Source organism: Flavobacterium sp. FlaQc-49 (genome assembly GCF_044005985.1).
Taxonomy (GTDB): Bacteria; Bacteroidota; Bacteroidia; order Flavobacteriales; family Flavobacteriaceae; genus Flavobacterium; species Flavobacterium cupriresistens.
In genome coordinates this window covers 210,474-235,828 of sequence record NZ_JBIPCS010000004.1, presented here as the reverse complement: position 1 = coordinate 235,828, position 25,355 = coordinate 210,474, and the positions used below count along the sequence as shown (strand labels likewise).

21 protein-coding genes are annotated in these 25,355 nt (G+C 34.6%); 11 read left to right on the top strand and 10 right to left on the bottom strand.

Annotation, left to right across the window (positions count from 1 at the left end; translation table 11 throughout):
- Nucleotides 1-210: 210 nt before the first annotated feature.
- Nucleotides 211-1,062, top strand: a complete 852-nt coding sequence (locus ACHRV3_RS10585; protein ID WP_395434604.1) for an alpha/beta fold hydrolase — start codon at nucleotides 211-213, stop codon at nucleotides 1,060-1,062.
- 88 nt (nucleotides 1,063-1,150) lie between these two features.
- Here the strand turns inward: ACHRV3_RS10585 and ACHRV3_RS10580 are convergent, their stop codons facing one another.
- The gene (locus tag ACHRV3_RS10580; protein WP_395434603.1) at nucleotides 1,151-1,828 is read right to left on the bottom strand and encodes an ArsR/SmtB family transcription factor; all 678 of its coding nucleotides are present in this window, start codon (nucleotides 1,826-1,828) and stop codon (nucleotides 1,151-1,153) included.
- A 77-nt stretch (nucleotides 1,829-1,905) separates the two neighbouring features.
- Between ACHRV3_RS10580 and ACHRV3_RS10575 the strand changes: the two genes are divergently transcribed.
- The 10 genes from ACHRV3_RS10575 to ACHRV3_RS10530 all read left to right on the top strand — a co-directional run bounded on the left by ACHRV3_RS10575 (nucleotide 1,906) and on the right by ACHRV3_RS10530 (nucleotide 11,458).
- Nucleotides 1,906-3,060 carry a cytochrome P450 gene (locus tag ACHRV3_RS10575; protein WP_395434602.1) on the top strand — a complete coding sequence of 385 codons (1,155 nt, stop codon included), beginning with the start codon at nucleotides 1,906-1,908 and terminating at the stop codon, nucleotides 3,058-3,060.
- A gap of 16 nt (nucleotides 3,061-3,076) precedes the next feature.
- The gene (locus ACHRV3_RS10570; RefSeq protein WP_395434601.1) at nucleotides 3,077-3,424 is read left to right on the top strand and encodes an antibiotic biosynthesis monooxygenase family protein; all 348 of its coding nucleotides are present in this window, start codon (nucleotides 3,077-3,079) and stop codon (nucleotides 3,422-3,424) included.
- Between the two features lie 238 nt (nucleotides 3,425-3,662).
- Nucleotides 3,663-4,475: a 23S rRNA pseudouridine(2604) synthase RluF gene (gene rluF, locus ACHRV3_RS10565; RefSeq protein WP_047774461.1), complete on the top strand. Its 813-nt coding sequence runs from the start codon at nucleotides 3,663-3,665 to the stop codon at nucleotides 4,473-4,475.
- A gap of 292 nt (nucleotides 4,476-4,767) precedes the next feature.
- Nucleotides 4,768-5,697 carry a magnesium transporter CorA family protein gene (locus tag ACHRV3_RS10560; RefSeq protein WP_230003190.1) on the top strand — a complete coding sequence of 310 codons (930 nt, stop codon included), beginning with the start codon at nucleotides 4,768-4,770 and terminating at the stop codon, nucleotides 5,695-5,697.
- Between the two features lie 152 nt (nucleotides 5,698-5,849).
- Complete coding sequence (locus tag ACHRV3_RS10555) at nucleotides 5,850-6,464, top strand: hypothetical protein (protein WP_395434600.1); 615 nt, start codon at nucleotides 5,850-5,852, stop codon at nucleotides 6,462-6,464.
- A gap of 4 nt (nucleotides 6,465-6,468) precedes the next feature.
- A complete protein-coding gene (locus tag ACHRV3_RS10550) occupies nucleotides 6,469-6,759 on the top strand; it encodes a winged helix-turn-helix domain-containing protein (RefSeq protein ID WP_395434599.1) in 291 nt (96 codons plus the stop codon).
- A gap of 59 nt (nucleotides 6,760-6,818) precedes the next feature.
- Nucleotides 6,819-8,207, top strand: coding sequence for a DUF4173 domain-containing protein (locus tag ACHRV3_RS10545; RefSeq protein ID WP_395434598.1), 1,389 nt, complete (start codon nucleotides 6,819-6,821; stop codon nucleotides 8,205-8,207).
- Nucleotides 8,208-8,473: 266 nt separating this feature from the next.
- The gene (locus ACHRV3_RS10540) at nucleotides 8,474-8,944 is read left to right on the top strand and encodes a hypothetical protein (RefSeq protein ID WP_047774120.1); all 471 of its coding nucleotides are present in this window, start codon (nucleotides 8,474-8,476) and stop codon (nucleotides 8,942-8,944) included.
- 44 nt (nucleotides 8,945-8,988) lie between these two features.
- The gene (locus ACHRV3_RS10535; RefSeq protein WP_395434597.1) at nucleotides 8,989-10,719 is read left to right on the top strand and encodes an ATP-binding protein; all 1,731 of its coding nucleotides are present in this window, start codon (nucleotides 8,989-8,991) and stop codon (nucleotides 10,717-10,719) included.
- On the top strand, nucleotides 10,712-11,458 hold the full coding sequence (locus ACHRV3_RS10530) for a LytTR family DNA-binding domain-containing protein (RefSeq protein ID WP_047774123.1): 747 nt from the start codon (nucleotides 10,712-10,714) through the stop codon (nucleotides 11,456-11,458). Before ACHRV3_RS10535 ends, ACHRV3_RS10530 begins: the two co-directional genes overlap by 8 nt.
- Before the next feature lie 219 nt (nucleotides 11,459-11,677).
- On the opposite strand, the gene ACHRV3_RS10525 is transcribed toward ACHRV3_RS10530, so the two are convergent.
- From ACHRV3_RS10525 to ACHRV3_RS10485, 9 genes are all read right to left on the bottom strand, one after another.
- Nucleotides 11,678-12,559, bottom strand: coding sequence for a bifunctional 5,10-methylenetetrahydrofolate dehydrogenase/5,10-methenyltetrahydrofolate cyclohydrolase (locus ACHRV3_RS10525; RefSeq protein WP_047774125.1), 882 nt, complete (start codon nucleotides 12,557-12,559; stop codon nucleotides 11,678-11,680).
- Nucleotides 12,560-12,678: 119 nt separating this feature from the next.
- A complete protein-coding gene (ffh, locus tag ACHRV3_RS10520; protein ID WP_047774126.1) occupies nucleotides 12,679-14,031 on the bottom strand; it encodes a signal recognition particle protein in 1,353 nt (450 codons plus the stop codon).
- A gap of 739 nt (nucleotides 14,032-14,770) precedes the next feature.
- Nucleotides 14,771-16,453, bottom strand: coding sequence for an MBOAT family protein (locus tag ACHRV3_RS10515; protein WP_047774129.1), 1,683 nt, complete (start codon nucleotides 16,451-16,453; stop codon nucleotides 14,771-14,773).
- 1 nt (nucleotide 16,454) lies between these two features.
- Nucleotides 16,455-17,786, bottom strand: a complete 1,332-nt coding sequence (locus ACHRV3_RS10510) for a GDSL-type esterase/lipase family protein (protein WP_395434596.1) — start codon at nucleotides 17,784-17,786, stop codon at nucleotides 16,455-16,457.
- Between the two features lie 82 nt (nucleotides 17,787-17,868).
- Nucleotides 17,869-19,350, bottom strand: a complete 1,482-nt coding sequence (locus ACHRV3_RS10505; protein ID WP_395434595.1) for an SGNH/GDSL hydrolase family protein — start codon at nucleotides 19,348-19,350, stop codon at nucleotides 17,869-17,871.
- A 201-nt stretch (nucleotides 19,351-19,551) separates the two neighbouring features.
- Entirely contained in the window at nucleotides 19,552-20,013 is a 462-nt protein-coding gene (locus ACHRV3_RS10500) for a DoxX protein (protein WP_395434594.1), read from the bottom strand.
- 34 nt (nucleotides 20,014-20,047) lie between these two features.
- Nucleotides 20,048-21,598: a T9SS type A sorting domain-containing protein gene (locus ACHRV3_RS10495; protein ID WP_395434593.1), complete on the bottom strand. Its 1,551-nt coding sequence runs from the start codon at nucleotides 21,596-21,598 to the stop codon at nucleotides 20,048-20,050.
- A 92-nt stretch (nucleotides 21,599-21,690) separates the two neighbouring features.
- A complete protein-coding gene (locus ACHRV3_RS10490) occupies nucleotides 21,691-23,109 on the bottom strand; it encodes an HmuY family protein (protein WP_395434591.1) in 1,419 nt (472 codons plus the stop codon).
- Nucleotides 23,110-23,121: 12 nt separating this feature from the next.
- Entirely contained in the window at nucleotides 23,122-25,275 is a 2,154-nt protein-coding gene (locus tag ACHRV3_RS10485) for a TonB-dependent receptor plug domain-containing protein (protein WP_395434590.1), read from the bottom strand.
- Between the last annotated feature and the right edge of the window lie 80 nt (nucleotides 25,276-25,355).

Sequence of the window (25,355 nt, the reverse complement as noted above, 5' to 3'; positions counted from 1 at the left end):
CCACAGATTAAAGGATTAAAAGGATTAAATAATCTGTGCGAATCTTTTTAATCTGTGACAAAAAAATAATTCGTGGCAATTAGTGTTATTCGTGACAAAATAATCCCAACCAACTTATTTATCAAAGCCCTAAACATATTTTCCTGAAATCTGTGGCATCTTTTTTAATCTGTTTAAGATCCAATTTTTATCTTTATAAAAAATTAAGTTTTGACCATTAAAAAAGGAATTCGTTTTATTACATTAAAATCGGTCGGATCCTACATTAACTTCCTGAGTTATGTTCGCCCGAAAAAAGCAGTCGCACTTTCTTACGCCCTATTCAGCCAGCCGCGAGTGGGCCGATTAGACAAGAACAAACTCCCTAAAGTTTTACAAAACACAGAAAAAGAGACATTTCATCACAATGAACATCATTTTCAGACGTATGTCTGGAAGGGTAACGAAACGAAAATCTTACTCGTTCACGGTTGGGAAAGTAATGCTTCACGCTGGAAAAAAACGTTACCTCATCTTCAGAAATCCGGAAGTACCATTATTGCGATCGATGCTCCCGCCCACGGACAAAGTAGCGGTAAAGAATTTAATATTCCGCTTTATGCCGAATTCATTAACAAAGCGGTAGAAAAATATCAGCCTACCCTAATTATAGGTCATTCTATTGGAGGCGCTGCCTGCGTTTATCATCAATATTTGTTTCCCGATACGAGCATCAATAAAATGGTGATTCTGGGAGCACCATCAGACTTAAAAGTTTTGATAGACAATTACATTTCGATGTTAAGTCTGAATACTAAAATATTTTCTCTTTTAGAAAGCCGTTTTATTGATCGGTTTAATTTTAAAATGGAAGATTTTTCAGGACAGAAATTTGCTTCACAATTCAACATTCCCGGATTAATCGCGCACGACACCACAGATAAGGTAGTTGCTTTTGAAGAAGGAAAAAAAATCGCAAGCAACTGGAAAAACAGCCAGTTTATTGAGACCAAAGGCTTAGGCCACGGCATGCATGATGATGAATTGTATCAGAAAGTGATTGCGTTTTTGTTTTCTGAGTAAAGCTTAATAGATACAGAGGTGTAAAGGCAGCTCACTGAGACTAAAATCTTTCTCCCCCATTTTACATTACTCTCTTTACATTTCACACTCAAACAACAATTTTAAAATACTTAAATAGTTCTTTTTCTCCTTTTCCCGTAATTTGTATGGCCCTTGAATCCTTTGTTCTTCTTAGCCAGTCATCGGCAATCATTTTATCGAGTAAGGATGCACCGAGTGAACCGGCAATATGATTTTTTCTTTCACTCCAGTCTAAACAGGGCTTCAGGAATAATCGCCTTTGTTTTTTTATCTCTTCGATATTAATTCCAAAATCAGAAAACCACTTTACCCCTTTTGAAGTCACTTCCAGTTTAGTCTCAGAATCCAAAAGAATACTTTGTTCTACTAAGCTTTCGGCAACTGCAACCCCTATTTTTCCAGCTAAGTGGTCGTAACAAGTCCTGCAATGTTTGATGGGCGAATGTTTTTCGGAATTCTTCTTTTGCAGCATTACCGGCGGAATCAAACTTGCCATTGCTTCAATCGCATAAGCAACTTCTTTATTGGAGAATCTATAATATTTATGACGTCCTTGTTTTTCGACACAGAGTAAGCCAGCATCTAAAAGTTTAGCCAAATGCATGCTTATATTTTGTGGCGACGTATTAGCCGCAATAGCCAGCTCTGTTGCCGTAAATGCTTTACCATCGAGCAAGGCCCACATAATGACTGCTCTGGTTGGATCTCCAAGTAACGAAGCAACCTTTATAAACTGATCTTCCATTTTATGTAATCATAGTTAAATATACGCTGAAGTATTGCCTTGTAAAGTTAAATAACTTTGCTAAAAACAAATACAACATGTCAGCTATATTTCTACAATCCGAAGTCGAAAATCCGTATTCTTTTTATCAAAAAATGATAAAAGAGCAGCCAGTTTATTGGGATGAAACAAATAAAATATGGGCCATTTATTCTTATGCAGCCTGTGTTGAACTATTAAGCAATACGGCTGCAACTATTCCGGTCTTAACTGCAAACAGCGAACTCAATAAATCTGCAACCACAATCATTGAGAACCTGGCGCGATTATCAAACGGTATTCAACACGAAATAGCAAAAGAAACTGCCCAAATCCTTTTTTCCTACTTGAAAACAGTAGGGATCCATACAATTTTAGAAGAACTGTTACCCGAAAGATTACTTCAAAACCAAATAAACTGGGTTGATTTGGTTTGCAAAAAGTTACCTGTCTTAACGGTTCTAAAAAGTTTTGATTTCAATGAAAAAGATTCCGACTTCATCTGTAAAAAAATAGCGCAACTTGTAAAAATAATGCAACCCCATAAAACAGCCGAAGTTATCGAAGAAATCAACAAAGTTGCGGAAGAAATCTATTCCATCACAGAAAGACATTTTGTAACGCTACCGTTTCATGAAACTTTGATCCGTAAAATTTCCAAGTCCTACCCTATCTCCCAAACGGAAATCTTTTCGATCTGCGTAAGTAATCTAATCGGATTATTTATCCAAAGTTATGATGCCGGCAGCGGTCTTTTGAGTAATTCCTTACTACAACTACTTTCAAAAGAAAATTTTTCTAAAGACAAAGTTGATAAAATTTGGATTCAAAAATTGGTTGTAGAAACCTTACGATTTGACCCGCCCATTCACAACACCAGACGCATTGCTTCTAAAGACATTCAATTAAATAACAACACCATTAAAAAAAATGATTCCCTATTACTTGTTCTTGCCGCAGCAAACCGTGACCCCAATCACTTTGCAAACGCTATGGATTTTGATATCGAAAGAAATAATAATCACGACCATTTGACTTTTGGAACGGGCGGACATATGTGCCTGGCGAAACATTTCTCCGTTACTATTGCAACCGAAACTCTGTATTATTTAGTCGACAACTATAAAAACATTTTGATATCAGGAAATGAAATCGAATACGAACCTATGATCAACGCCCGACTGCCGAAAGCAATTTGGATTTCACTTTTATAATTTAAAAAACAACAACATGATAGCAGTAATTTTTGAAGTCATTCCCAACGAAGGGAAAAAAGAAGCATACCTTGACATTGCAGGAAAATTAAGACCCGAATTGGACACTATAGAAGGCTTTATCTCTATAGAACGCTTTCAAAGTTTTAATGATCCCGAAAAAGTCCTGTCTTTATCTTTCTGGAAAGACGAGGAAAGTATTTTACAATGGCGAAATCTTGAAATGCATCGATTTGCACAAACAATAGGACGCGAAGAGATCTTCAAGGAGTATCATTTGCGAATTGCCAATGTGAGTCGCGATTACGGAATGTTCGACCGCAAAGAAGCACCAAAAGACAGTTTTAAATTTCACAATCGATGAGTAAGGGCTCAAAGTAGCAAAGAAACAAAGGCTCAAAGGTTTCTAAAACAAACTCCAACTAAAGCCAAAAACAACTGCCCTAAATCCCGACGAGTTTCCTACATACCAAAAACCTGAAACTTGAAACTTGAAATTTCAAGAACATTGGAATTTGGAATTTCAAAGAATTGGAATTTTTGGAATTTTTGGAATTTACCCCCCTCTTCTCTTTTCCGGTAATTTTGACTACTTTTGCAGTATGGAAGAGAATTTAAAACGTCTTAATAAATTTATTGGGGAAACCGGTTATTGTTCCCGTCGTGAAGCCGATAAACTTATCGAAGAAGGGCGTGTAACTATAAATGGAGTTGTACCTGAAATGGGGACAAAAGTTTCTCCGCACGATGAAGTACGCATCGACGGAAAGTTAATCGTTGAGAAACACGAAAAGTTGGTCTATCTGGCATTCAACAAACCTGTTGGAATTGAATGTACGACTAATCTGGAAGTTAGAAATAATATTGTCGATTATATCAATTACCCTAAACGTATTTTTCCTATCGGAAGATTGGATAAAGCCAGTGAGGGATTGATCTTTATGACGAATGACGGTGATATCGTAAATAAAATTTTACGCGCCCGAAACAATCACGAAAAAGAATATACGGTAACGGTAAACAAACCGATTACGGATCGTTTTATACAACGCATGGGAAATGGTGTTCCGATTCTGGATACCGTTACCCGAAAATGTAAAGTAGAGCAGATCAGCAAATACACTTTCAAAATTATACTGACACAAGGTTTGAACCGTCAGATTAGAAGAATGACGGAGTATTTAGGTTATGATGTAACGGCACTAAAACGAATCCGAATTATCAATATTTCATTGGATATTCCTGTTGGTCGCTACCGTGATCTTACGGATGATGAGATTAAAGAACTCAATCATTTAATCGAACCCTCCAGTAAAACGGAAGAAGCCAGTTTACCAAAAGCTGAAGCTCCAAAACGCAGAACAGAGTTCATATCGGAACATGATCCTAGGTTTAAGAAAAAGGGAGACTACTAAGAAATGAAATTCCAATTCTTTGAAATTCCAAATTCCAAGTCTTGAAGTTTCAAATTCCAAGTCTTGAAATTCTAAATTCCAATCTTTAGACTATATGGAAGCCCATCATTTGATGGGCTTCTTTATTTTAATATATAATTAATAGTTTAAAGTTTCGGGTTTTAAAAATAAAGGATACTTTTGCAACACTTAAAAAAAACTTCTCCAATGGACGATTATTATTCGTTAGTGTTAAACTGAAAATAGCTTTTGAATTCTTTCAAAATGCTATGATAAAACCCTGTATTTTGAAATGAAAGCCTTTTACAAAAATAATAACAACGGATTAATCGAGATCAAAGAATGGATTCCGAATTGCTGGATTAGCATTGAATCTCCAACCCTCGAAGAAAAAAAATACTTATTAGAAGAGCTGCAAATTCCAGAAGCCTTTTACAATGATATTGAAGACATTGACGAAAGACCCCGCATGGAAGCCGAGGATGGCTGGACTTTGTTTATTCTGCGTGTTCCCATAAAAAGCAATGATGTAAAATTACCTTTTCAGACTGTTCCGGTCGGATTAATTTTCAAAGAAGACATCTGCGTTACCATCAGCTTTTATGAAACAGAAATCATGTCTGACTTTGTCGTCTATACCCAAAGAAAAAACATTGAGATAAAAGATAATTTTGACTTGGTACTAAGGCTATTATTGTCTTCCAGTATTTGGTATTTAAAGTATCTGAAACAAATCAATCAGAAAATAAAACTGGCAGAAGATAATTTAGAGAAATCTATAAAAAACGAAGAGTTACAAGCCTTGCTTCAGATCGAAAAGTGCTTGGTGTTTTTTATTACTTCTTTAAAAGGAAATGATGTTTTGTTTCATCGCATCAGAAATTTAAAAGCTCAAAAAGCCCATTATGATTTGGATTTATTGGAAGATGTTGAAATCGAATTGAGCCAGGCACAAGATACGGCTAATATTTACAGCAACATTCTTACCGGAATGATGGATGCCTATGCTTCCGTAATTTCCAACAATATGAATAATATTATGAAACAGATGACTTCTATTTCGATTATCCTAATGATCCCAACTTTAATCGCCAGTTTGTACGGGATGAACGTTCCGAACGGTTTGGAAGAAAGTCAGTACGGTATTTGGATCCTCCTTTTTGTATCCATTATTTTATCTGTTTTTGGTGTCTTTTTGTTCAAAAGAAAAAGATGGTTTTAAAAAACTAAGAGACGATACATTCTAAAATCGCAATAAACAAAGCCTGTTCTGTCGAACGGGCTTTGTTGTTTTTAATTGTAACTAAAAAAAATGAAATAAATGTTTGTCATTTCAGAATAAAATATAACTTTGCAGTACAAAGTACTTTAATTATGAATCAGAAGCACCAAGAAGATTTATCGCATATTCGTTCCATGATGGAGCGTTCTTCAAGATTTATATCCTTAAGCGGACTCTCAGGAGTTTTCGCAGGGCTTTCCGCTTTAATTGGAGGATTGTATGTTTATCAATTGCTTAAAGCTAATGGTCTGGATACTTTTGACGATGGAGACCGATTGTATTCCTTTAATCTGGTTTCAGAACTAATTGTTATCGGTTTAGCAATATTAATGTCGGCCTTGACGTTTGGGGTGTTTTTTACACTTCGCAAGAGCAAAAAGCACAATTTGCCAATCTGGACAACAGCCAGCAAAAATTTGCTGTTTAATTTAGCCGTTCCGTTACTGGCCGGAGGGATTTTTTGTCTAGCACTACTCTATCATGAAATATATGTGTTAATCGCACCAACCACTTTAATTTTCTACGGTCTGGCTCTTGTAAATGCTGAAAAATATACTTTTTCGGATGTGAAATATTTGGGGTTTTGTGAATTAGTTTTAGGATTTTTCTCTTTGTTTTACCTGGGATACGGTTTGATTTTTTGGATTTTAGGATTTGGTATTTTGCATATTATATACGGATTAGTCATGTTCAGAAAATACAAATAAACCAATGGGAATCATTGATAAATTAAATAAAGATTTCGAAAGCCGTGTCAGATTAGGTATAATGTCTATTCTGATTGTAAACGAGTGGATTGATTTCACCGAAATGAAGATGCTTTTGAACATCACCGATGGTAATTTAGCAAGTCATTCTGCTGCTCTTGAAAAAGCGCAATACATTGAAATTAAAAAAGAATTCGTAGGCAAGAAGCCTAAAACATCCTATAGCGTTACTGATCTGGGGCGTGCCGCTTTTAAAGAACATTTGAATAGCCTCGAAAAATTAATGAAATTCTAATAACTCTATTTTTTTATCCATTTACTTTGAAATACAAAGTACTTTTAAAATTTTTAATCATGAAAAAAATCCATTTTATCTTAGTCAGCAGTATGCTATTTATACTGCTTTTTTACAACGAGGCCCTAGGCGTTAATCTCGCTATTTTTGGTATGGTCTTAACGGGTCTGATTTCGTATTGCTTTCAGGATCGGTTTTTAGATCGTTCCCATTTGGTTTTAGTGATTACATCGGTGCTCTCCTGCATTGCTTTTGCGTGGTATGGTGATTTTGTTTCTTTTTTGGCCTTAGTACTGTCTGTCCTTTTTCTGCAGTTCAAAACGCAGGAAACCGAACTGAAAATGATTCAGATTTTTCCGCTGATATTCCTGAATGGCTTTGCTTCATTAGGGAGAGTTTTAATGTTTAGCCAATGGCTTCCACAACGAAAAGTCAGTAATAATTTAGCCAAAAAACTAATCGCTTATGTTCTGATTCCAGCCATTTTCCTAATGCTATTCTTTGTGGTATATTCTTTCGGAAGCGATCATTTTTCGGCTTTGTTTACCGATTATAAGTTAGACATTGATATTTTACACCTTATTGTGATTGCTTGTTTAGGCTTTTACATTTCTTTTTCTTTCTGGAATTATTGGGTACCGGAGATCTGTTACGAAAAGAATTCCATGTTAGATAATGATTTTGATACCACAATTGAAATTGAAAATCAAAATACCTTTTCCTTTCTGGATTTAGAGTTTGAACGAAAAAGCGGGGAAATTACTTTACTACTTTTAAATGTGTTGTTATTGATTTTTATAGGAACCTACAATTATGAACAGTTTTTTGAAGTAGTAAAAACAACACAACTAAGCGCCGACACACATGAGCGCGTAAATTCGGTTATTTTTTCTATACTTATGGCTGTTGGTGTGATCTTATTTTATTTTAAAGGCGGATTTAATTTTGATGAAAAAGCAACAAATCTGAAACGCTTAGCCAAACTATGGATTGTTTTAAACGGAGTATTAATCGTCAGCACCATTATTAAAAACTCAGAATATGTTTCCTTCTTTGGATTAACTTATAAAAGATTAGGAGTATACGCCTTTTTGATACTGGCGATTATCGGATTGGTTTATGCGTTTTTAAAAATAATAAAACAAAAAACAAATGCCTATCTTTTCAATCAGATGGTTTGGTATTTTTATGGCACAGTTCTTTTATGCAGTTTTGTCAATTGGGGAAATCTGATTACAACCTACAATATTTCGGTAAACAAAGGAGTGGAACCCCGATTCCTGAGCAATTTAAACTTTAACGATGAGACTCGCAGAGCGTACTTTTTACAAAACGATTTAAACGTCCTATTTGTACATGACCCCAGAGAGGGTGAAATTCAGAGCCATCAAAGAGATTCTTTTTTATCTAAAGCGTTATACTATGAGTTTATAAACGAAAAAAAATAAAGCTCCGATCCCATTCTAAACGAGTGGGATTTTTTCTTAAACGAGTTAGTGTTATTCTCTTTACAAATTGCGTTTGTTAACTTTATATTTATAAAAAAAGAAGAAACAATTGTTAATTAATTGCACTTATTGTAAACATTAAAAACTTATTAAGAATATCTTTACTATATTTGATTTCTGAAAAACCCCCTTTTTTATGTTTGCCTAATCAGCCAATTTCTTAAAAACATAAGGAACGAATATAATTTAACCCAAAAACAAAAACCATGGAAAAAACTCTTTTAAAATCGCCTGTTGCCACTATTAATCCTCCGGGGATAGAAATTATCGATGACAAAACGTATACTTCAGTAGGAAGTGTTTCATTTCCGAAAAGAAAAACGGAAGGAATTTTGGCTCCTTATGTCGAAGCATATTACAACGCTGATAAAAACATACTTACAGCAAGAGCGGTTGTTTATGTTGATGTAAATGTTTCACAAAATGAGACCTTCACTTGCTCTATCTTCCAAAATTGTTATGTTGACATGAATGGAAAATCACAATTACAATTTTTTATTGCTTATGATATGCCGGAAAAAATATCAAAAGACTTTACTATTTATGAAATTGATTTTCATGCCAAACAAGATATATTTCCAGGAAACCTTTCTGATGTAGAAACAATTCAAACTTTTCTTTGGGATATTGATCCGATATCATCAAGAGGAACAGAAACAATCGTGAGACCAACTTAGTACTTTCACAATTGTATTTGAATGAATTTAAATTGGATATACAAATGAATAAAATTATTTATATATGTATATTAATAGTTTTTCCTTTTATTCTTTTTTCTCAAAAGAAAAACAATGAATCATTAAGTTTTCAGCTTAAAAAAAAAGTAATTGAATTCAATAAAGAAGTCAATTTTAAAAAAGCGCAATCTTTTTTTTTAGAAGAAAATTGGGATTCAACATTAGTATACTCTATGAAGCAACTAAACAGGCTTCCTGTAACAGAGTTAAATGACTACTGTCATTATTTTAGAGGGGTAAGTTTTACCCAGAAAAAACTTTTAGAAGAGGCTAAGCGTGAATTTAATTTAGTTTCAGTAAAATTTGCCTTTTATTATAAGGTGAAACTCAAGTTAGGTGAAATTGCTTTAAATCAGAATCAATTTAAAACTGCATTACATTATTTTGAGGAAATCCAAAAGCTTCCAAATTCGGGTTCGTATGACTTTAACAGAAGTAATGTTTTAAAAAACATCGGATTGTGTTATTTGCATCTTAAGAAATTTGATAAAGCTGAAGAATATTTACTAAAAAATTCTAAGTTAAATGAGGTTGAAAAAGATACAATATTGGTTGTTGAATCTTATTTAGATATTGCAACTTTGTATTATGAACAATACAAAGATAATTTAGCAATTCCTTACTATGAAAAAGCGTACCATTTATCTAAAAAAGTAAAATCTTTTAATTTAAAAAGGGCAACAGCAATGAATATGGCAGTTGTTGAAGAAAACAGAAAAAACTTCCCCTTAGCTTTAACCTATAGAAAAGAGTACGAGGCCTGGAAAGATTCCTTAAACGATCAAAACAAAGTCTGGGCGATTGCAGATCTCGAAAAGAAATTTGCCGTCAAACAAAAGCAAAAAGAAGTAAACATACTCGAAGCCGAGAATAAAGTAAAAAAAGCCGAAAGAAATGGGTTTCTCATTTCTTCGGTTTTATTGCTGGTATTGTTGGGTGCCGGTGTTTATTTTTACAGACAAAAGATCAAAAGCAACAAAATCATCCTAGCGCAGAAAAACGAACTGGATGAGTTGAACGCTACAAAAGACAAACTGTTTTCTATCGTAAGTCATGACTTACGCTCTTCGGTAAATGCTTTAAAAGTAAGTAATGGTAAACTAATCGAGAATCTGGAAAACAAAAAGTATACAGAACTTGATGTCTTGCTACACAACAACAGTACTATTGCTGCAGGTGCTTACAATCTGTTAGACAACCTGCTCAATTGGGCTTTGTTGCAAACCCAACAAGCCTACTTTTATCAGGAATCGTTGCATTTGGTATCGATCGTGCAACATGTAGAGTACAACTACAAGCCTTTGATGCTGGATAAAAAGCTAAGTTATAAAAATGAAGTAACGCCATCAGAGTATGTATTTGCTGATTTGGATTCGCTTAAGATCATCATTCGGAATTTTTTAGATAATGCGATTAAATTCTCTAAAGAAAACGGAACGATTTCGGTCTACTCGCGCCCTTCAACCGAAGACTTTTGTTATTTAGTAATTGAAGACACGGGATTAGGAATGAGCAATGCAAGCAGAGAAGAATTATTAAAAGAAACTGTTTTACTTTCTAAAAAGAAAAATGACGACATCATTGGAACCGGCTTAGGAATGCAGTTGTGCAAAAGCCTGATTCATAAAAATGGTGGAAAATTGGACATAGAAAGCGAAGAAAACGTAGGGACGAAAATAATCATTGCCTTGCAAAAGTTTAAAAATCATGGATAATATTAATGTACTTATTATCGAAGACACTCCTGCGGAAAGTGATGCGCTTGTAAAAGTGCTTACCGAGAATAATTACAATATTGTTGGAATTGCAACATCCTACAGCGAAGCGCTGACGCTATTTTACAACAATGTGATTGATATTGTTGTGATCGATGTTTTTCTCAACGGAAATCCGGATGGAATTACTTTTGCCGAGACGATTACCATTGTTCCGAACGGTATAAAACCCTTTGTTTTTTTAACCAGTTCTAAGGATCGCCAAATTTTTGAAAGAGCCAAGTTGACCAAACCGTTTAGTTTTTTACTAAAACCATTCAATGAGCTCGAAATTTTGTATGCGCTGGAAATGGCTGTAGAGAAATTCTACGGACAGACCAATGTATTTCATAGTGAAGATCAGAATACCGTGATCAGCAATGAATCACTTTTTATCAAAAAAAATAAAGCTTTAAAGAAAGTCCGCATTGAGGATATTGTCTACATTGAAGTAGAAGATCGATATTGCAACATTATAACCGATGTTGAAAAATTTGTCATTCTAATTTCTTTAACTAAGATTATTCAGCTGTTAGATGAAACTAAATTTTTTCAAACCCATCGCAACTACATCGTAAACGCGACAAAAATTGAAGAAATAATTGTAAATGACAATCTGGTTATCTTAAAAGGAAATCATAAAATCACCCTAAGTGATAAATACAAAGACTTCGTAAAAAACTTCCGCATCTTAAAGTAGGAGTTACAAGAGTGTCTATATAACAAAGAGCCGTTTCATTGGAAGCGGTTTTTTTTTGTTTCATGTTTCATGTTTCATGTTTCATGTTTCATGTTTCAACTGGGACGGAAACTGGGACGGAAACTGGGACTGAAAACTGAGACCAAGACTAGTCGATAAAAGAAAAAGCCCATCACAATGGATGGACTTTCTTTATTGACATCTAAGTCTTTTTAACTCTTATTTTGCGTTTCTCATTTTACGTGCTAAAAGCGTATTTTGAAGTAACATTGCAATAGTCATTGGTCCTACTCCTCCCGGAACAGGTGTAATATAGGAAGCTTTTTTACTTACTCCGTCAAAATCAACATCACCGGTGATAATATATCCTTTTGGATGTGAAGCATCGTCTACTCTTGTAATTCCAACGTCAATTACTACCACTCCGTCTTTTACCATATCTGCTTTCAGGTAATTTGGAACTCCTAAAGCAGTGATAATAATATCTGCATTTCTGGTAAACTCTTCTATGTTTTTAGTTCTGCTGTGGGTTAACGTTACGGTTGAATCTCCCGGATTTCCTTTACGGCTCATCAAGATACTCATTGGACGTCCTACGATATGGCTTCTTCCAATTACTACGGTATGCTTACCGGCTGTATCAATTTTATAACGCTCCAATAATTGCATAATTCCAAATGGCGTTGCCGGAATGAAAGTATCCATTTCTAAAGCCATTTTTCCAAAATTAGTTGGGTGAAAACCATCTACGTCCTTAATAGGATCAATCGCCATTAAGATTTTTTGCTCGTCAATATGTTTTGGCAAAGGCAATTGAACGATATATCCGTCAAGTGCATCATCTTCGTTTAATTCTTTGATTTTTGCCAACAACGCTTCCTCAGTAATATCTTCAGGTAAACTTACCAAAGTAGAATCAAAGCCAATTTGCTGGCAAGATCTTACTTTACTTCCCACGTAAGTTAAGCTTGCTCCGTCTGTCCCTACAATAACGGCTGCTAAATGAGGTACTTTTCCTCCAGCATCTTTTATTGATTGAACTTCGGCTGCGATTTCGTTTTTAATGTCTTCAGCTGTTTTTTTACCGTCTAGTAGTTGCATTGTTTTTGTTTCAAGTTTAATGTTTCAAGTTTCAAAGTGAAACTTCTAATTATTATAGCAAAAAAGTTCCAAATTCCGGTCTCAAAACTTGAAACCTAAAACTTGAAACTTTTTTTATTTTATCTCGGCATTCCACCTGGCATTCCTTTCATGCCTCCCATCATTTTCATCAGATTTTTTCCGCCCGGACCTTGCATCATTTTCATCATCTTACTCATTTGGTCAAACTGCTTCATCAACTGATTTACCTGCTCGACTTTCGTTCCGGAACCTTTAGCAATTCTGGCTTTTCTTTTCACGTCGATTAGGGAAGGTTTACTTCTTTCGATTGGCGTCATCGAGTGGATGATAGCTTCGATATGTTTGAAAGCATCATCTTCAATTTCAACATCTTTCATGGCTTTTGAGGCTCCCGGAATCATTCCAACCAGGTCTTTCATATTACCCATTTTTTTCACTTGTTGAATCTGCGTCAGGAAATCGTCAAAACCAAATTCATTTTTAGCGATTTTCTTTTGAAGTTTTCTGGCTTCTTCTTCATCAAATTGCTCTTGCGCTCTTTCTACAAGAGACACAACATCTCCCATACCTAAGATACGCTCTGCCATACGATCCGGATAGAAAACATCAATTGCTTCCATCTTCTCGCCGGTACCTACAAATTTGATTGGTTTGTTTACAACCGATTTAATTGAGATTGCAGCTCCTCCACGAGTATCACCGTCTAATTTCGTTAAGATAACTCCATCAAAGTTTAAGATATCGTTGAACGCTTTTGCGGTGTTTACAGCATCTTGTCCTGTCATAGCATCTACAACGAACAAAGTCTCCTGTGGTTGAATTGCTTTATGAACACGTGCAATTTCATCCATCATTTCCTGATCCACTGCCAAACGTCCGGCTGTATCGACAATCACAACGTTGAAACCGTTTGCTTTTGCATGTTTGATTGCATTTTGCGCAATCTCTACAGGATTTTTGTTTTCCGGTTCTGAGTATACCTCAACCCCTATTTGATCTCCTACTACATGTAACTGGTTAATCGCCGCAGGACGGTAGATATCACACGCTACTAAAAGTGGTTTTTTATTTTTCTTTGTTTTTAGAAAGTTGGCTAATTTTCCAGAGAAAGTTGTTTTACCTGATCCTTGCAATCCTGACATTAAAATAATGCTCGGAGTACCGGAAAGATTAATTCCTGCAACATCTCCACCCATTAATTCGGTTAGTTCGTCTTTTACTAACTTTACTAATAACTGACCTGGCTGAAGTGTTGTTAAAACGTCCTGACCTATTGCTTTTTCTTTTACTTTGGTGGTAAAATCTTTAGCAATTTTAAAGTTAACATCGGCATCTAACAAGGCACGACGAACTTCTTTCAAGGTATCGGCAACGTTTACTTCTGTAATTTTCCCGTGTCCTTTTAATATATGGAACGCTTTATCTAACTTATCACTTAAATTATCAAACATACTATTTTCTTTATTTGAGCTGCAAAGATAATCTAATTAGATATTTTAGGCAATTTTTATTTAGTGTCAAAGTTGGTGGGGAGTTTTTGTTTCAAGTTTCAAGTTTCAGGTTGAAACCGGGACTGTAAACTGTGACTGTTGCTCAGGTTTAAATTGCTTTTTGGCTCTTGTATTTGTGTGGAATTTGACCGTAAGGGGCTTTTTTTTTGCACGCAAAGGCGCGAAGACGCGAAGTTTTTTCTTTAGCACGCAGATTTTGCGGATTGGGCTGATTTTACTTGTATCTAACAAAAACCATTTTGTCTTTCATCCCACACAAAAAAAATCAGCCCAATCTGCCAGATCTGCGTGAAAAAAATCAAATCAGAAATAAATTTATTCTTCAACTGTAAACTGAAAACCGACGCTGTAAACTGAAACTGTAAATTGAAACTGTTTTTTTTTTCAAACTTTATACAAAAAAGGACGCAAAGGTTCTTCTTTAGCACGCAGATTTTGCAGATTGGGCTGATTTACTTATCTCTACTAAAAACCATTTTGTCTTTCATCCCACACAAAAAAAATCTGCAAAATCTGCGTGAAAAAAATCAAGTTAAAAATAAGTCGACAACTCAACTTCAAACTGTAAACTGAAACTGCAAACTGAGACTATTTTCTTTCACATTATAAAAAAAAGGCGCAAAGAATAAACTTTGCGCCTTTGTAGCTCAGAACCTTTGTGGCTCAAAAACCTATTCTCCTAAAACTGGAAATAAATAAAAGGTTGTGAACCTGCAACTGCGGTTGCGTAAACGATCCAGTAAACAAAACCTAGGACTACCGCTTTTAAAAGCAATGGTGTTCTGTCAAAAGTCCATTTTAATTTTGTGGTGAATAACTCCGGTAAGAAATGCCAAACATAACCGAACAGCATTAAAAGAAATACATTTTTATATCCTAAAACTATTGCTTTCCATTGTTCCGGTTCGAAAGTTAATTGACCGATATTATTGATTACCTGTAAAGCCGTATCAAAGTCTCTGGCGCGGAAAAAGATCCAACAGAAGACTACGAAATGAAAGGTTATAACTATTGAAATAAAAGTCCAAATAGCGGGTCTTTTACTTTCTTTTTTGGCCGGGAAAAATTCCAGAAAGATTTTGTGTACCGCCAATGCTAAACCGTGTAAAGCTCCCCAGATAATAAACTGTGCCCCTGCTCCGTGCCACAATCCACCCAAAAGCATCGTCGTAAACAAGTTAAAATTGGTTACTGCGGTTTGACTTTTTTTGTTTGAAAGTAAAAAGGTAAGCGCAAAAACAACAATTGAACTAATCGCAATAACTAACGGAATTATACTCACATTGATGTTTGTAATTCCCCATAATAACAATCCGAAGAAAAATAAACTCGGGAACAAATATCCTGCGAAAGATCCTTCTCGGTTTCCTCCAATAGAGATATACAAAAAGTCTTTTAACCAAGTCGACAACGAAATGTGCCATCTTCTCCAGAAATCGGTAATGGAGGTTGATTTGTACGGCGTTCTAAAGTTGGCCGGCAACTTAAATCCTAACAATAAAGCAATACCGATTGCCATATCTGAATATCCTGAAAAGTCACAGTAAATCTGAATCGCATAACCATAAGAGGCCATCAAATTCTCAAATGATGTATAGGTCATCGGCGTATCGAAAACACGATCCACGAAGTTTACCGAGATGTAATTGGAAATAACGGTTTTCTTAATTAATCCTCCAATAATAAGGAACAACGCATTGTTTACATCTTCTTTGGTCAGATTCAGCTTTTGATAAATCTGAGGAAGAAAATCTTTGGCACGTACAATTGGCCCTGCCACTAATTGTGGAAAGAAGGAAACAAAAAACAAATATTCGATGTAATTTTTTGTTGGTTTGATTTCTTCCCGATAAATCTCAATGATATAACTCATCGACTGAAAAGTATAAAACGAAATCCCCACCGGAAGGAAAACATCGTGAAGTTGGAAATGACCATTGAACATATCATTGTAGGTCACAATCATAAAGTTCATGTATTTAAAATAGCCCAGCAATCCCAAGTTCAGAATAACACTTATCACCAGGTAAATTTTCTTGATTGTGTCTTTCTTTTGTCTGTAAATAATCTGACTCAGACCATAGTCGACTACGGAAGAAAGCAGTAACAATAAAAAGTAAATCCCGCTTGACTTGTAATAAAAGAAAAGCGAAAACAATATCACGTAGGTCAATCGCAAATAGAATGTTTTACGCAAAAAGGCGTAAACGAAATAAAAAACCAAAAACAATCCGAGAAACAAACCGGTATTAAACAGTAACTTTTCTTCGGGATTGTATATAAACCAACCTTTAACCTGTTCGATGGTTATTTCACCAAAATTATGAACAAACCAATCATTTATGCTATTAACTGTTATCAACTTATTTTTTTAATTTAAAATTATCGTATGCTTTTAAAAATGCCTCGGCAAACAATTTTCCTTGTTTTTCGTATCCTTTTTTAGAGTAATGAACCCAATCCGGTCCTATTAACCCTTCTGTCCTTAATCTTCGGACTCCATTTATACCTCCAAATTCATCGTATAAATCCCAAACTGCAAAATCATCTGTTTTAGAAACTTCAATGATATGTCGGGCATAATCGGCAACAAAAGTATTAGGTCTTCTGGCTTTAAGTAAAGACGGAGGGGGTGTTGCGACAATAATAGGAACATTAATGCCTTGTGCTTTCACATTCCTAATAAACTCACGCAACTGTTGTATGTAAGCCGCGGCGTCCATTTTATCATAGCTTTCGTTTGTTCCTAGTGAAAAAACCAGCATGTCGGGATGAAGCGCTTTTAATTGCTCAAAAAACAAGGGATATTTATTGTAATCTGAAAACTTGGCTCCATTTACTCCAATGCTGCTGTACAATAATCCCGGAGCGTCTTTTTCTAAAACAAGTCCGCTAAGCTCGTATTTTGAGGCACTTTTATTCGGAATCAGAAAAATTTTATCCAGTGCTTTATCCGAATTATAATAATGTGAAAACGAATCGGATTGCAACTGTAACGGAACAAATTCTGATACGGAAACGGATCTTGTTCTTTTTTCGTTTGTTGAAATTTTCAACGTTCTGCCGGCGCGAATTGCATTTGACTTTAAATGATTGTCTCTTTTTAGTTCTGAAACCGAAACATTATACTTGTCTGCGATGGTAGAAAGTGCTTCTCCTTTTTTTATTTTATGCGTGATGACTTTTGGCTCACTCGTCTGGATGGTATTGATTTTAGACGAAACTGCCAAATCAAACATATCTTGATTTTTCGGGGTTATGATTCGGATTGAATTGAATTTATAAGCCGCATCCTTCACATTTAACTCTACTACAAAACCTCCATTATCCCTCCAAAGTGCAATACCACTTAAACCAACGGGATTGTTTCTCACGGGGTGAATGTTTCGATAACTTTCCCAGCCTTTGCTTGACTTGAAACGTTCGTTATAAGAACCATTTGTTTTGGCCAACTGATATGGAAAAACAAAACCACGACCTCCATTACCAAATTCCTGCTGAAGCCTCTTTCTGATTTCATTGGTCATAAGATCGCTCTGAATGTGAGAATCTCCGATATGTACAATATTAATCTTCTTATTCTTTTGACTCTCGTTATCCTTTAATTTTTGGAAAACGATCTCTAACTCTTTCGCATTATAAATCCGATCATCAGAAAAAGAATCAATCGCTGTTGTATCCACTTTATGAGTCATACTTTTTGTTATTGGAAGTGGTGCTGTCTTTTGAGGTTTTTCATTCGTAGAAAAAAAGAAACAACAAAAGAAAATAATAAGTCTATTCATCTATACTATCTTTTTTGACAGATACGGAATCTGCCTTCGTTTTTCTGACGGGTCTTGATCCCTCGCCTCTTTCTCGTTTTTCACGCAGAATTTTATACTCTTCGTATCCTTTATTTAACTGACTGTATAATAAATTACCGATTGCTTTTGCACCACGCTGATTAAAGTGGGTGTAATCTTTATTGGCTCTTGCCGGCGATTCGTCAACCCATTTTACCATCGATCCGTCTCCTCCCATCAAAGTATACAAATTGACAAATCCGGATTCTGTATCTAGGGCGTATCTTTTTTGCGCTCTCATTAAAGGAACTACAGCCGAATCGGTCTTCATTTCAAGATCGTATTTAGTCGATTTATCTGCTGTTGAAACAATCAGAATAGAAACTCCCGGGAATGATTCTTTTATTTTATTGATGGTTTTTGTCATTCCTCTTTGGTACCACGAATAATTTTTGGTTCCGTAGTTCAAGACGTTCGTTCCATAATGTAAAACAATCAAATCGTATTTTAGATTGTTGTTGAATGCTTGCATTACGCCTGCATTAAACGTTGAAATCGGCAATCCTGAATTTCCTCTCTGTGAAAAATTATCCACGTGAACTCCGCTACCGTTATCAAAATTAAAACCATACACAGGGATAGAATCCGCCTTTATAAAATTGGCTTTAAATGATTTTATACTTCCTGAAGTCACTTTTAAAGTATTTACCAGATTATTCGGAACAAGGCTTTTTCGTAAGGTATCTTTACCGATAATGAAATTCACATTTCCTTTTTTGGATCCTCTTCCATAAAACAAAGTTGGATTGTCTAAGGCGGTAGAAAATTTATTTAATCCTGCCTCGTATTGAACCCAGGTTGTATTGGCTCTGTCATTGGCAAAGAATACGTGTCCATTAACTCCAAAAGGACTTGTGGGTCTTTTTACATTTAAGTAAGATTGTGTTTTCCAGTTTTTAGAAAACAGTGTTTTTACAGAACCTCTCGATGCTGATGATTCTGAAATTATCGAAACAAAACCAACTCCGGTTCCTCCAAAGCGCTCCTGATACTTCATTCGCACGTCTTGTACAATTAAATCACCATCGGTCATAGAATCCCCGTAATATGCAATTCGTACTTTGGCTTGTGGATTTTTCTCTAACTGGTATAATTTCTCGTAAAAAGAAATCAGGTATTGAAATCCTTTATAATCCTCAAAAGTTTCTGAAGGGAATTCGATGCCTTCCGATTCATCAAAAACGATATTTTCTCCTGCATCTCTTTTTTCTTCTTCAGAAATGCTGTCTTCGTCTGCAGACAACGAATCATTTGCCACCGACTCTAGAAGAAGGCTGTCAATCAATATGTTTTTGGAATCGATCTTACTGTCGGAAAAAATTTTATCCGGTAAGATTTGTTTAAATCCAATGAATGCTATGAATGCTAATGCTACAATGGCAAAAGACTGAAAGAAATAAGATTTTGTATTCACTTAGTACTTATAAATTTGAAGATTGGTTTTCTAAAAACTTCCGCCTTTAAAATTCCTATTAATTCCGCTTAAAAAAACAGCTGCAAAGATAGGATTAAACGTTAATTTATAATTCTTTTTAACGATTAAAATAAAAACAAAAAAAGAGGCCGGATAAATCCAACCTCTCTCAAAAAAAAATAAAAAAAACAAAGCTAATGATTAACTAAATTTTAAAGCCGTTTTATTGTATAACATTGGTTTCCAAAGTTTAAAACTAAAACCAATTATAGCCAAGTTGATAAGCAATAATCCGGACATCTGAACCAATTCTCCAACCTCATTGGGTTCTAAGAACAAATGGAACAGAAAAATGTTAATCGTAACAGGTAAGGCGATAATAGCTCCCATTAGCGAGAACAGCTGACTGATCAGCAACACACCCGCTAAAAGTTCGACAAATCCCAAAAACTGCCAAAAATAATTGGTCTGTTGCATCCCGAAAATATAATTTTGAATTTTCAGAACTTCGGTATTTGGTGCTACTTCTTCTCCTTTTTTTATGGTTTCCACCATTTCCGTTGGAGCAGGACTAGGAGATTCAAACTTGTTGAATCCTCCTAAAATCATCATTCCTCCCAGAATTAGTGTAAAAATTATTCTTAGTATTTTTAGTATTTTCATCTTGTCAAACAATTTAAATTATCAAAAACAAAACCTATTGAAACGAAATCTTACCGGATTTCACTTCTTTATTATCTGCCATTATCTTATAGAAATAAAGCCCTTTTGGATAGTTAGAAGGGAAATTCCAATTCACTACCTGATTTGGAGTAACTGTTCCTCTAAAAATAGATTTAGTTTCTCTTAACCCTTCTGAAAAAATAGTAATTTCAATTTCTTTGTTGGCAGAGAAATTGGTTGTAAAGTTTACAGATTGTGTTGTTGGGTTTGGGTAAACGGTTACATCAGTTGGAACTGATTTTTCACTTGCAATAGCTGTTTTTGCAGAACTCCCTTTAGGCAAAATTGTAATAGAATTACTACCTGAAGTTTGATTCCCCGAAGTTACTATTCTATGTATCTTTAAAACAGGATAGGTCTTTAAATAATTATAAATATCCTCCGTAATTTCAAAACTTTGACCTGTATTTGGAAAAATAAATGGTTCTTCACCCCCCATTAACATCCAAGAATATTGATATGAATTATTCCCTCCTGTCGGCTGACTACCAGTTATAGTAGAACCACTAATTGAAATTGTATTGTTTCCTACAGGAGCAATAGGTAATATTTTAACTGAAACACTAGTCATTGTTTGACTACCAGAGGTCACAATTCTGCTTATAGATAAATTAGGGTATAATTTTAAATAGTCATATACATCTTTAGTCAGTTCAAAATCTTGTCCCGTCTGTGGAAAAGTATATGGTTCTTCACCTCCCCATAAAATCCAAGAATATTGATATACATTAATCCCTCCTGTTGGTAAACTACCGTGAATTGTAGATCCATTTAAAGTTATTGTATTATTTAGTATAATTGGAGCGGGAGTTACCGTAACAGCAACTTCATTACTAAAATGACCAAGAACGCCTGATTTTACAATTCTTTTATACGATGTATTTACAAAAGGTGTATCAGAGGATAAACTACTACTTTTTGCACCTGCAATAGTAACCCAACCACCATTTATATCTTTCTTTTGCCACTCAAAACTATAATTCCCAATACCTCCAGAAGGGTTACTTCCAGTTATGTTTACTGATTGCCCTTCAGTGATTGTTTGATTTCCCCAAATAGAATTATTAAGTATTGCAGGAATAGGAATCACTTTTACAGGAATGACATTTCCTCTAATTGAACCTCCGCCTACATAATCTGAAAATTGACCATAGAATATTCCTCCTGTAGCATTAAATGCCGAAGCATTCATTGAAACTGTAAATTCCTTACTGTACCATGAGCTTAATAAATTATTATTAAAATCAACGTTAACATATTGTAAAGAAGTACTCTCTGAAGATGATTTCTTACTGAAAACGTATAAATAGCCTTTTTTTAATACCAATTGAGGATTACTGAGATCTAAATCAAAAGTTATTGATACAGATTCTCCCTGATATATTTCAATAGGTGAACCATTTGGTATAGATTTCCCATTTGTATATCTTAAATTAGAAATTTTAACAGTCCCTCCTTGCGCATAAGTTGGTACTATTTGTAATCCCGCAAAAATTAAAAATAATAAAAGTAGTTTTATTTTCATAGTATGCTCTTGATTGTTTGGTTTTGGTTTTTATAGTTATTTAAAGATAGAATCCTGGTTATTTACCAAGATTCTATCTTTATCTTATAATACTATTTTAAGAGAACATATTGGAACTTAGGAAAACCTCTTTCTCCTTTATCGTTAGCTCCACCAGTAAACTTTAATTTATAAACGTTTCCGGCAGCGTCTTTAACCACGAAGAAACGATCTGTTCTTAAAACAAATTGTGAAACTGGAATTCCACCAGGTCCCATAGCACTAGTACCTCTCCAGTTCGAACCGATATTTCTTTGGTCTTTTGTAAACTTAGACGTATCCACATTTGCTAATGTGAAATTATCAAAAGTAACTGTTGCTGAAACAAGAACCTGATATGCAAAAGCATCACCTTTTAAGTTACTTAAAACAAAATCTGGAAAATGGTAAGGTGCTAATCCATTTGGTCCTTGTGTACTGTTAGTAAAAGTTGTGAAGTTAAGATCCCATTGGTTTTTTTGTGGCTCAACATTCACAGTCTTTTTATCAATTAAGCTCAAAAATGTAAAATTGTAAGCACTATTTTTAGAGATAATAATCTCATCATGTGTCGTTGCTTTTATATCAGCATATTGAACTTTATAATCGCTTCCGCTTCTCAAAATTCTGACTTTTTTCCATCCTCTAGAAGTTCCTGAAGCAGATCCCTCAGAACCAACCGCCGGTGCAGCAGTCCCCGGATTACTTCCCATATTGATTAAATATACTTTATTGTTAGCATCTGTTGCAGAAACATCAGCAATAACAACTTTTGTAAGATCTCCTGTTGGCTCATCAATTTGTGCAAGATTACCAGATCCTTGAGAAATAATCATAGTTTCGTCTTCCGCCTGAACTTCGTCAATATTAGTAGATGTTAATACTTTAGCAGACATTTTTACCGAACTATTTAATACTACTCTAAAGGCATCAGTTCCTGAATAAAAACCTAAATCCCAAGAAGTTCTTGCAATTTTTGTCATTTTTCCGCTACTTAAGTCAACATATACTTGATTTTGTTGAAAAGGACCACCTACTTCTGGAGCTAAAGCCGTTCCTAAAGAAGCTGTCTCGTTAAAATTTAACTGAATCGTTTTATTACCGGCTATATTTGCGTTAATGGAACTAGAAGAAATAGTAAAAACTACATTCTTCACTTCATCACCAATTGCTTTTTTAATTCTATTGAAATTAAATTCAACTGAAGTAGCATTTTGCGCAAAAGGTAAAGTTATCTTGTTATCAACTACAGCAGGAACTGTAGTAAAGTCTGTTGTATAAACTGCAGCTTTAGCAGCAAATGTAATTGTTATCGATCCAGCGGAAGGTGCAGGAGCAGAAAATTTTATCTGAACAGGCGTAACGTCACTTGTCAAATTATAAGAAGCTTCTGCAAATGCGACAGAAACTGACGGCCCTTCGTTATTGTCATCGCTATTACAAGCTGTAAAAGCAAGTAAAACAAAAGAAAGGATTAAGAACAAATTTTTCATAGTATTTATGTATTAATTAAAATTGAGATTATAAGTAAGTTTAAGAAAATAGGAACGTCCATATCCAAGTAAGAGATCTCCACTGCCTGAAGCATGTGCCCCACCTGTTGTTCCGCCATTTTGGATCGTTTGCACGTTTTTAATATCGAATAAATTCCTAGCTCCAATGGTCACTTCAAATGCTTTTTCGAAAAATGTTTTTCGAATTGAAGCATCCATCCAACTGTACGGAGATATTTCATTTAAATAAAAGCCGGCAGTATTATTTCCGTCAGTTCCAGCGACAAACTGCTGTTGTTTACCATTATATTTATAATAAAGAGCAAACAGGGTGTTCCATTTTGAAATATTATAGGAAATACTAGAATTTAATTGAAGAGAATATAAAAACTTATCATCTGAAGTTGCATTTAGAGAGGCTAAATCAATTTTCTGCGAAATACCAACTAATGCAGCTCCAAGTTTGAAATTAAAATTCTTGTAATTATATTGTTCTGTCGTTGAAATATTCCACATCTTATATTTATTGATATTCATATATCTATAATTCATTGAAGGAACTATTTGAGTCAAAACCATATCAATTCGATCATCAACATCTAAAAATGTAACCGCTAAATTGTTCACTAATTGTGCTCCGGATTCAAAAGAATAAGCTTTCTTAAAACTTACTTCGTATGAAGTACTTTTCTCTGGCAATAAATCAGGACTCCCTTGCAAATTATGATTGGAATCTACAAAATAGGTATACAGTTCATCAAAATTGGGAGTTCTATACGATTTTCCGGCTGAAGCTCTAACTTCAAGCCCTCCTTTAAAGAGGTATCTCAACCCCAAAGAACTTGCATATTGGTTTTCGAAAACGGACTGAAACGAATAACGAATTCCTGGACGAATAGAAAACCTATCAGTTAAACTAATTTCGGCAACCGTAAAAATATCATAGTTTTCTAATCGTTTTCTAACGTCTATTGCTTGTTGTTGTTCATTTTTAAAAGTTCCTGCAGTGGCATTGTAGAAACCATTTTCATTAGTAATTTCATACCCCAATTGAAAGTCTACCTTTTTACTATTAAAAAAATTACTTAAAGTACCAGTAGAATAAAACACTTCCTTGGATTGGTAGGTTTGTCTAACATTATCAAACTCATCTCGGGTTTCTAATTGATAATTAAACTTCTCCACGTCACGTTCCTGCTTTTGATGAGAAAGCGAAATGTTATAGTTTAATTTAGAAAATAACTTACCATATGAATTTAAATGATGGTAATAGCGATTTGTTATATAACGCCTATCATTTGTAAAATAAGTTTCTGGAAAAGGATAATTATCCTGTGGAATAATGGTTGAATTATAGTAATCAACATTTTCACCATAATAGTCAAATTTGTAAAAAATGTTAAAATTGTTCTTCTGATATCCAATCATAGCATTCCCAACTAATTGTTGCTTAGGAAGCCAGCTATAACCACGCAAACCATTATTTACAAAATAATCTTCTCCCTTCTTATTATCAAAAAATCCTGCAAAGTCATTTCGATTTCCACCAACATTTACATACCAATTATCATTAATTTTATGCGAAATTTTAGCAGATTGAATATGTCTTCCTTTATTAAAAAGGCCAAATTCTTTACCAACTGTTTCTTCTTGAATTGTAGCACCAATCTCCCAGTTATGAGATGCTCCTTTTTTTGTAATAATGTTCAAGATACCACTTACTGCATTAGCCCCGTGGGTTACCCCCATTGATCCTTCAATAATTTCTATTCGTTCAACATCATCAAGATTTACCTGAGTTAAATCGACACTAGTACCCATTCCCGTATCACTAACCAATGGAATATTATCTACCAAAATTTTAAAATACTGAGAATCCAAACCAAACATTGAAACTGTCGAGCGTCCATCACTCCCGCTTGTACGAATTGATATATTTAAGTACTGATTTAAGACGTCTGACAGGTTATTAGCTGCCAATTGTTTAATATCTTCTTTAGATATAACACGCACGTTAAATACCGATTTTTTTATTGATTGAGGAGATAATTGTCCCGTAACAACTACTTCCGAAAGATTTTCTCGCGACGCTATACTGTCTTTCTGCTGTCCAAAAGAAATTTGAGAAAAAAGCAGCCCAGAAAAAAGGATAAATTTAATTTTCATTATTTGTATTAAGTCTTAATAAGTCGATGCAAATATATAATTATTTTTATCTATTCTAAATAAAAACCATATATTTGCGA

Bases quoted from the DNA above. Each gene is read 5' to 3' on its own strand.
- ACHRV3_RS10580 (WP_395434603.1), bottom strand. From the start codon at position 1,828: ATGGAAGATCAGTTTATAAAGGTTGCTTCGTTACTTGGAGATCCAACC.
- ACHRV3_RS10575 (WP_395434602.1), top strand. From the start codon at position 1,906: ATGTCAGCTATATTTCTACAATCCGAAGTCGAAAATCCGTATTCTTTT.
- ACHRV3_RS10570 (WP_395434601.1), top strand. From the start codon at position 3,077: ATGATAGCAGTAATTTTTGAAGTCATTCCCAACGAAGGGAAAAAAGAA.
- rluF (WP_047774461.1), top strand. From the start codon at position 3,663: ATGGAAGAGAATTTAAAACGTCTTAATAAATTTATTGGGGAAACCGGT.
- ACHRV3_RS10560 (WP_230003190.1), top strand. From the start codon at position 4,768: ATGAAAGCCTTTTACAAAAATAATAACAACGGATTAATCGAGATCAAA.
- ACHRV3_RS10555 (WP_395434600.1), top strand. From the start codon at position 5,850: ATGAATCAGAAGCACCAAGAAGATTTATCGCATATTCGTTCCATGATG.
- ACHRV3_RS10550 (WP_395434599.1), top strand. From the start codon at position 6,469: ATGGGAATCATTGATAAATTAAATAAAGATTTCGAAAGCCGTGTCAGA.
- ACHRV3_RS10545 (WP_395434598.1), top strand. From the start codon at position 6,819: ATGAAAAAAATCCATTTTATCTTAGTCAGCAGTATGCTATTTATACTG.
- ACHRV3_RS10540 (WP_047774120.1), top strand. From the start codon at position 8,474: ATGGAAAAAACTCTTTTAAAATCGCCTGTTGCCACTATTAATCCTCCG.
- ACHRV3_RS10535 (WP_395434597.1), top strand. From the start codon at position 8,989: ATGAATAAAATTATTTATATATGTATATTAATAGTTTTTCCTTTTATT.
- ACHRV3_RS10530 (WP_047774123.1), top strand. From the start codon at position 10,712: ATGGATAATATTAATGTACTTATTATCGAAGACACTCCTGCGGAAAGT.
- ACHRV3_RS10525 (WP_047774125.1), bottom strand. From the start codon at position 12,559: ATGCAACTACTAGACGGTAAAAAAACAGCTGAAGACATTAAAAACGAA.
- ffh (WP_047774126.1), bottom strand. From the start codon at position 14,031: ATGTTTGATAATTTAAGTGATAAGTTAGATAAAGCGTTCCATATATTA.
- ACHRV3_RS10510 (WP_395434596.1), bottom strand. From the start codon at position 17,786: ATGACTCATAAAGTGGATACAACAGCGATTGATTCTTTTTCTGATGAT.
- ACHRV3_RS10500 (WP_395434594.1), bottom strand. From the start codon at position 20,013: ATGAAAATACTAAAAATACTAAGAATAATTTTTACACTAATTCTGGGA.
- ACHRV3_RS10495 (WP_395434593.1), bottom strand. From the start codon at position 21,598: ATGAAAATAAAACTACTTTTATTATTTTTAATTTTTGCGGGATTACAA.
- ACHRV3_RS10490 (WP_395434591.1), bottom strand. From the start codon at position 23,109: ATGAAAAATTTGTTCTTAATCCTTTCTTTTGTTTTACTTGCTTTTACA.
- ACHRV3_RS10485 (WP_395434590.1), bottom strand. From the start codon at position 25,275: ATGAAAATTAAATTTATCCTTTTTTCTGGGCTGCTTTTTTCTCAAATT.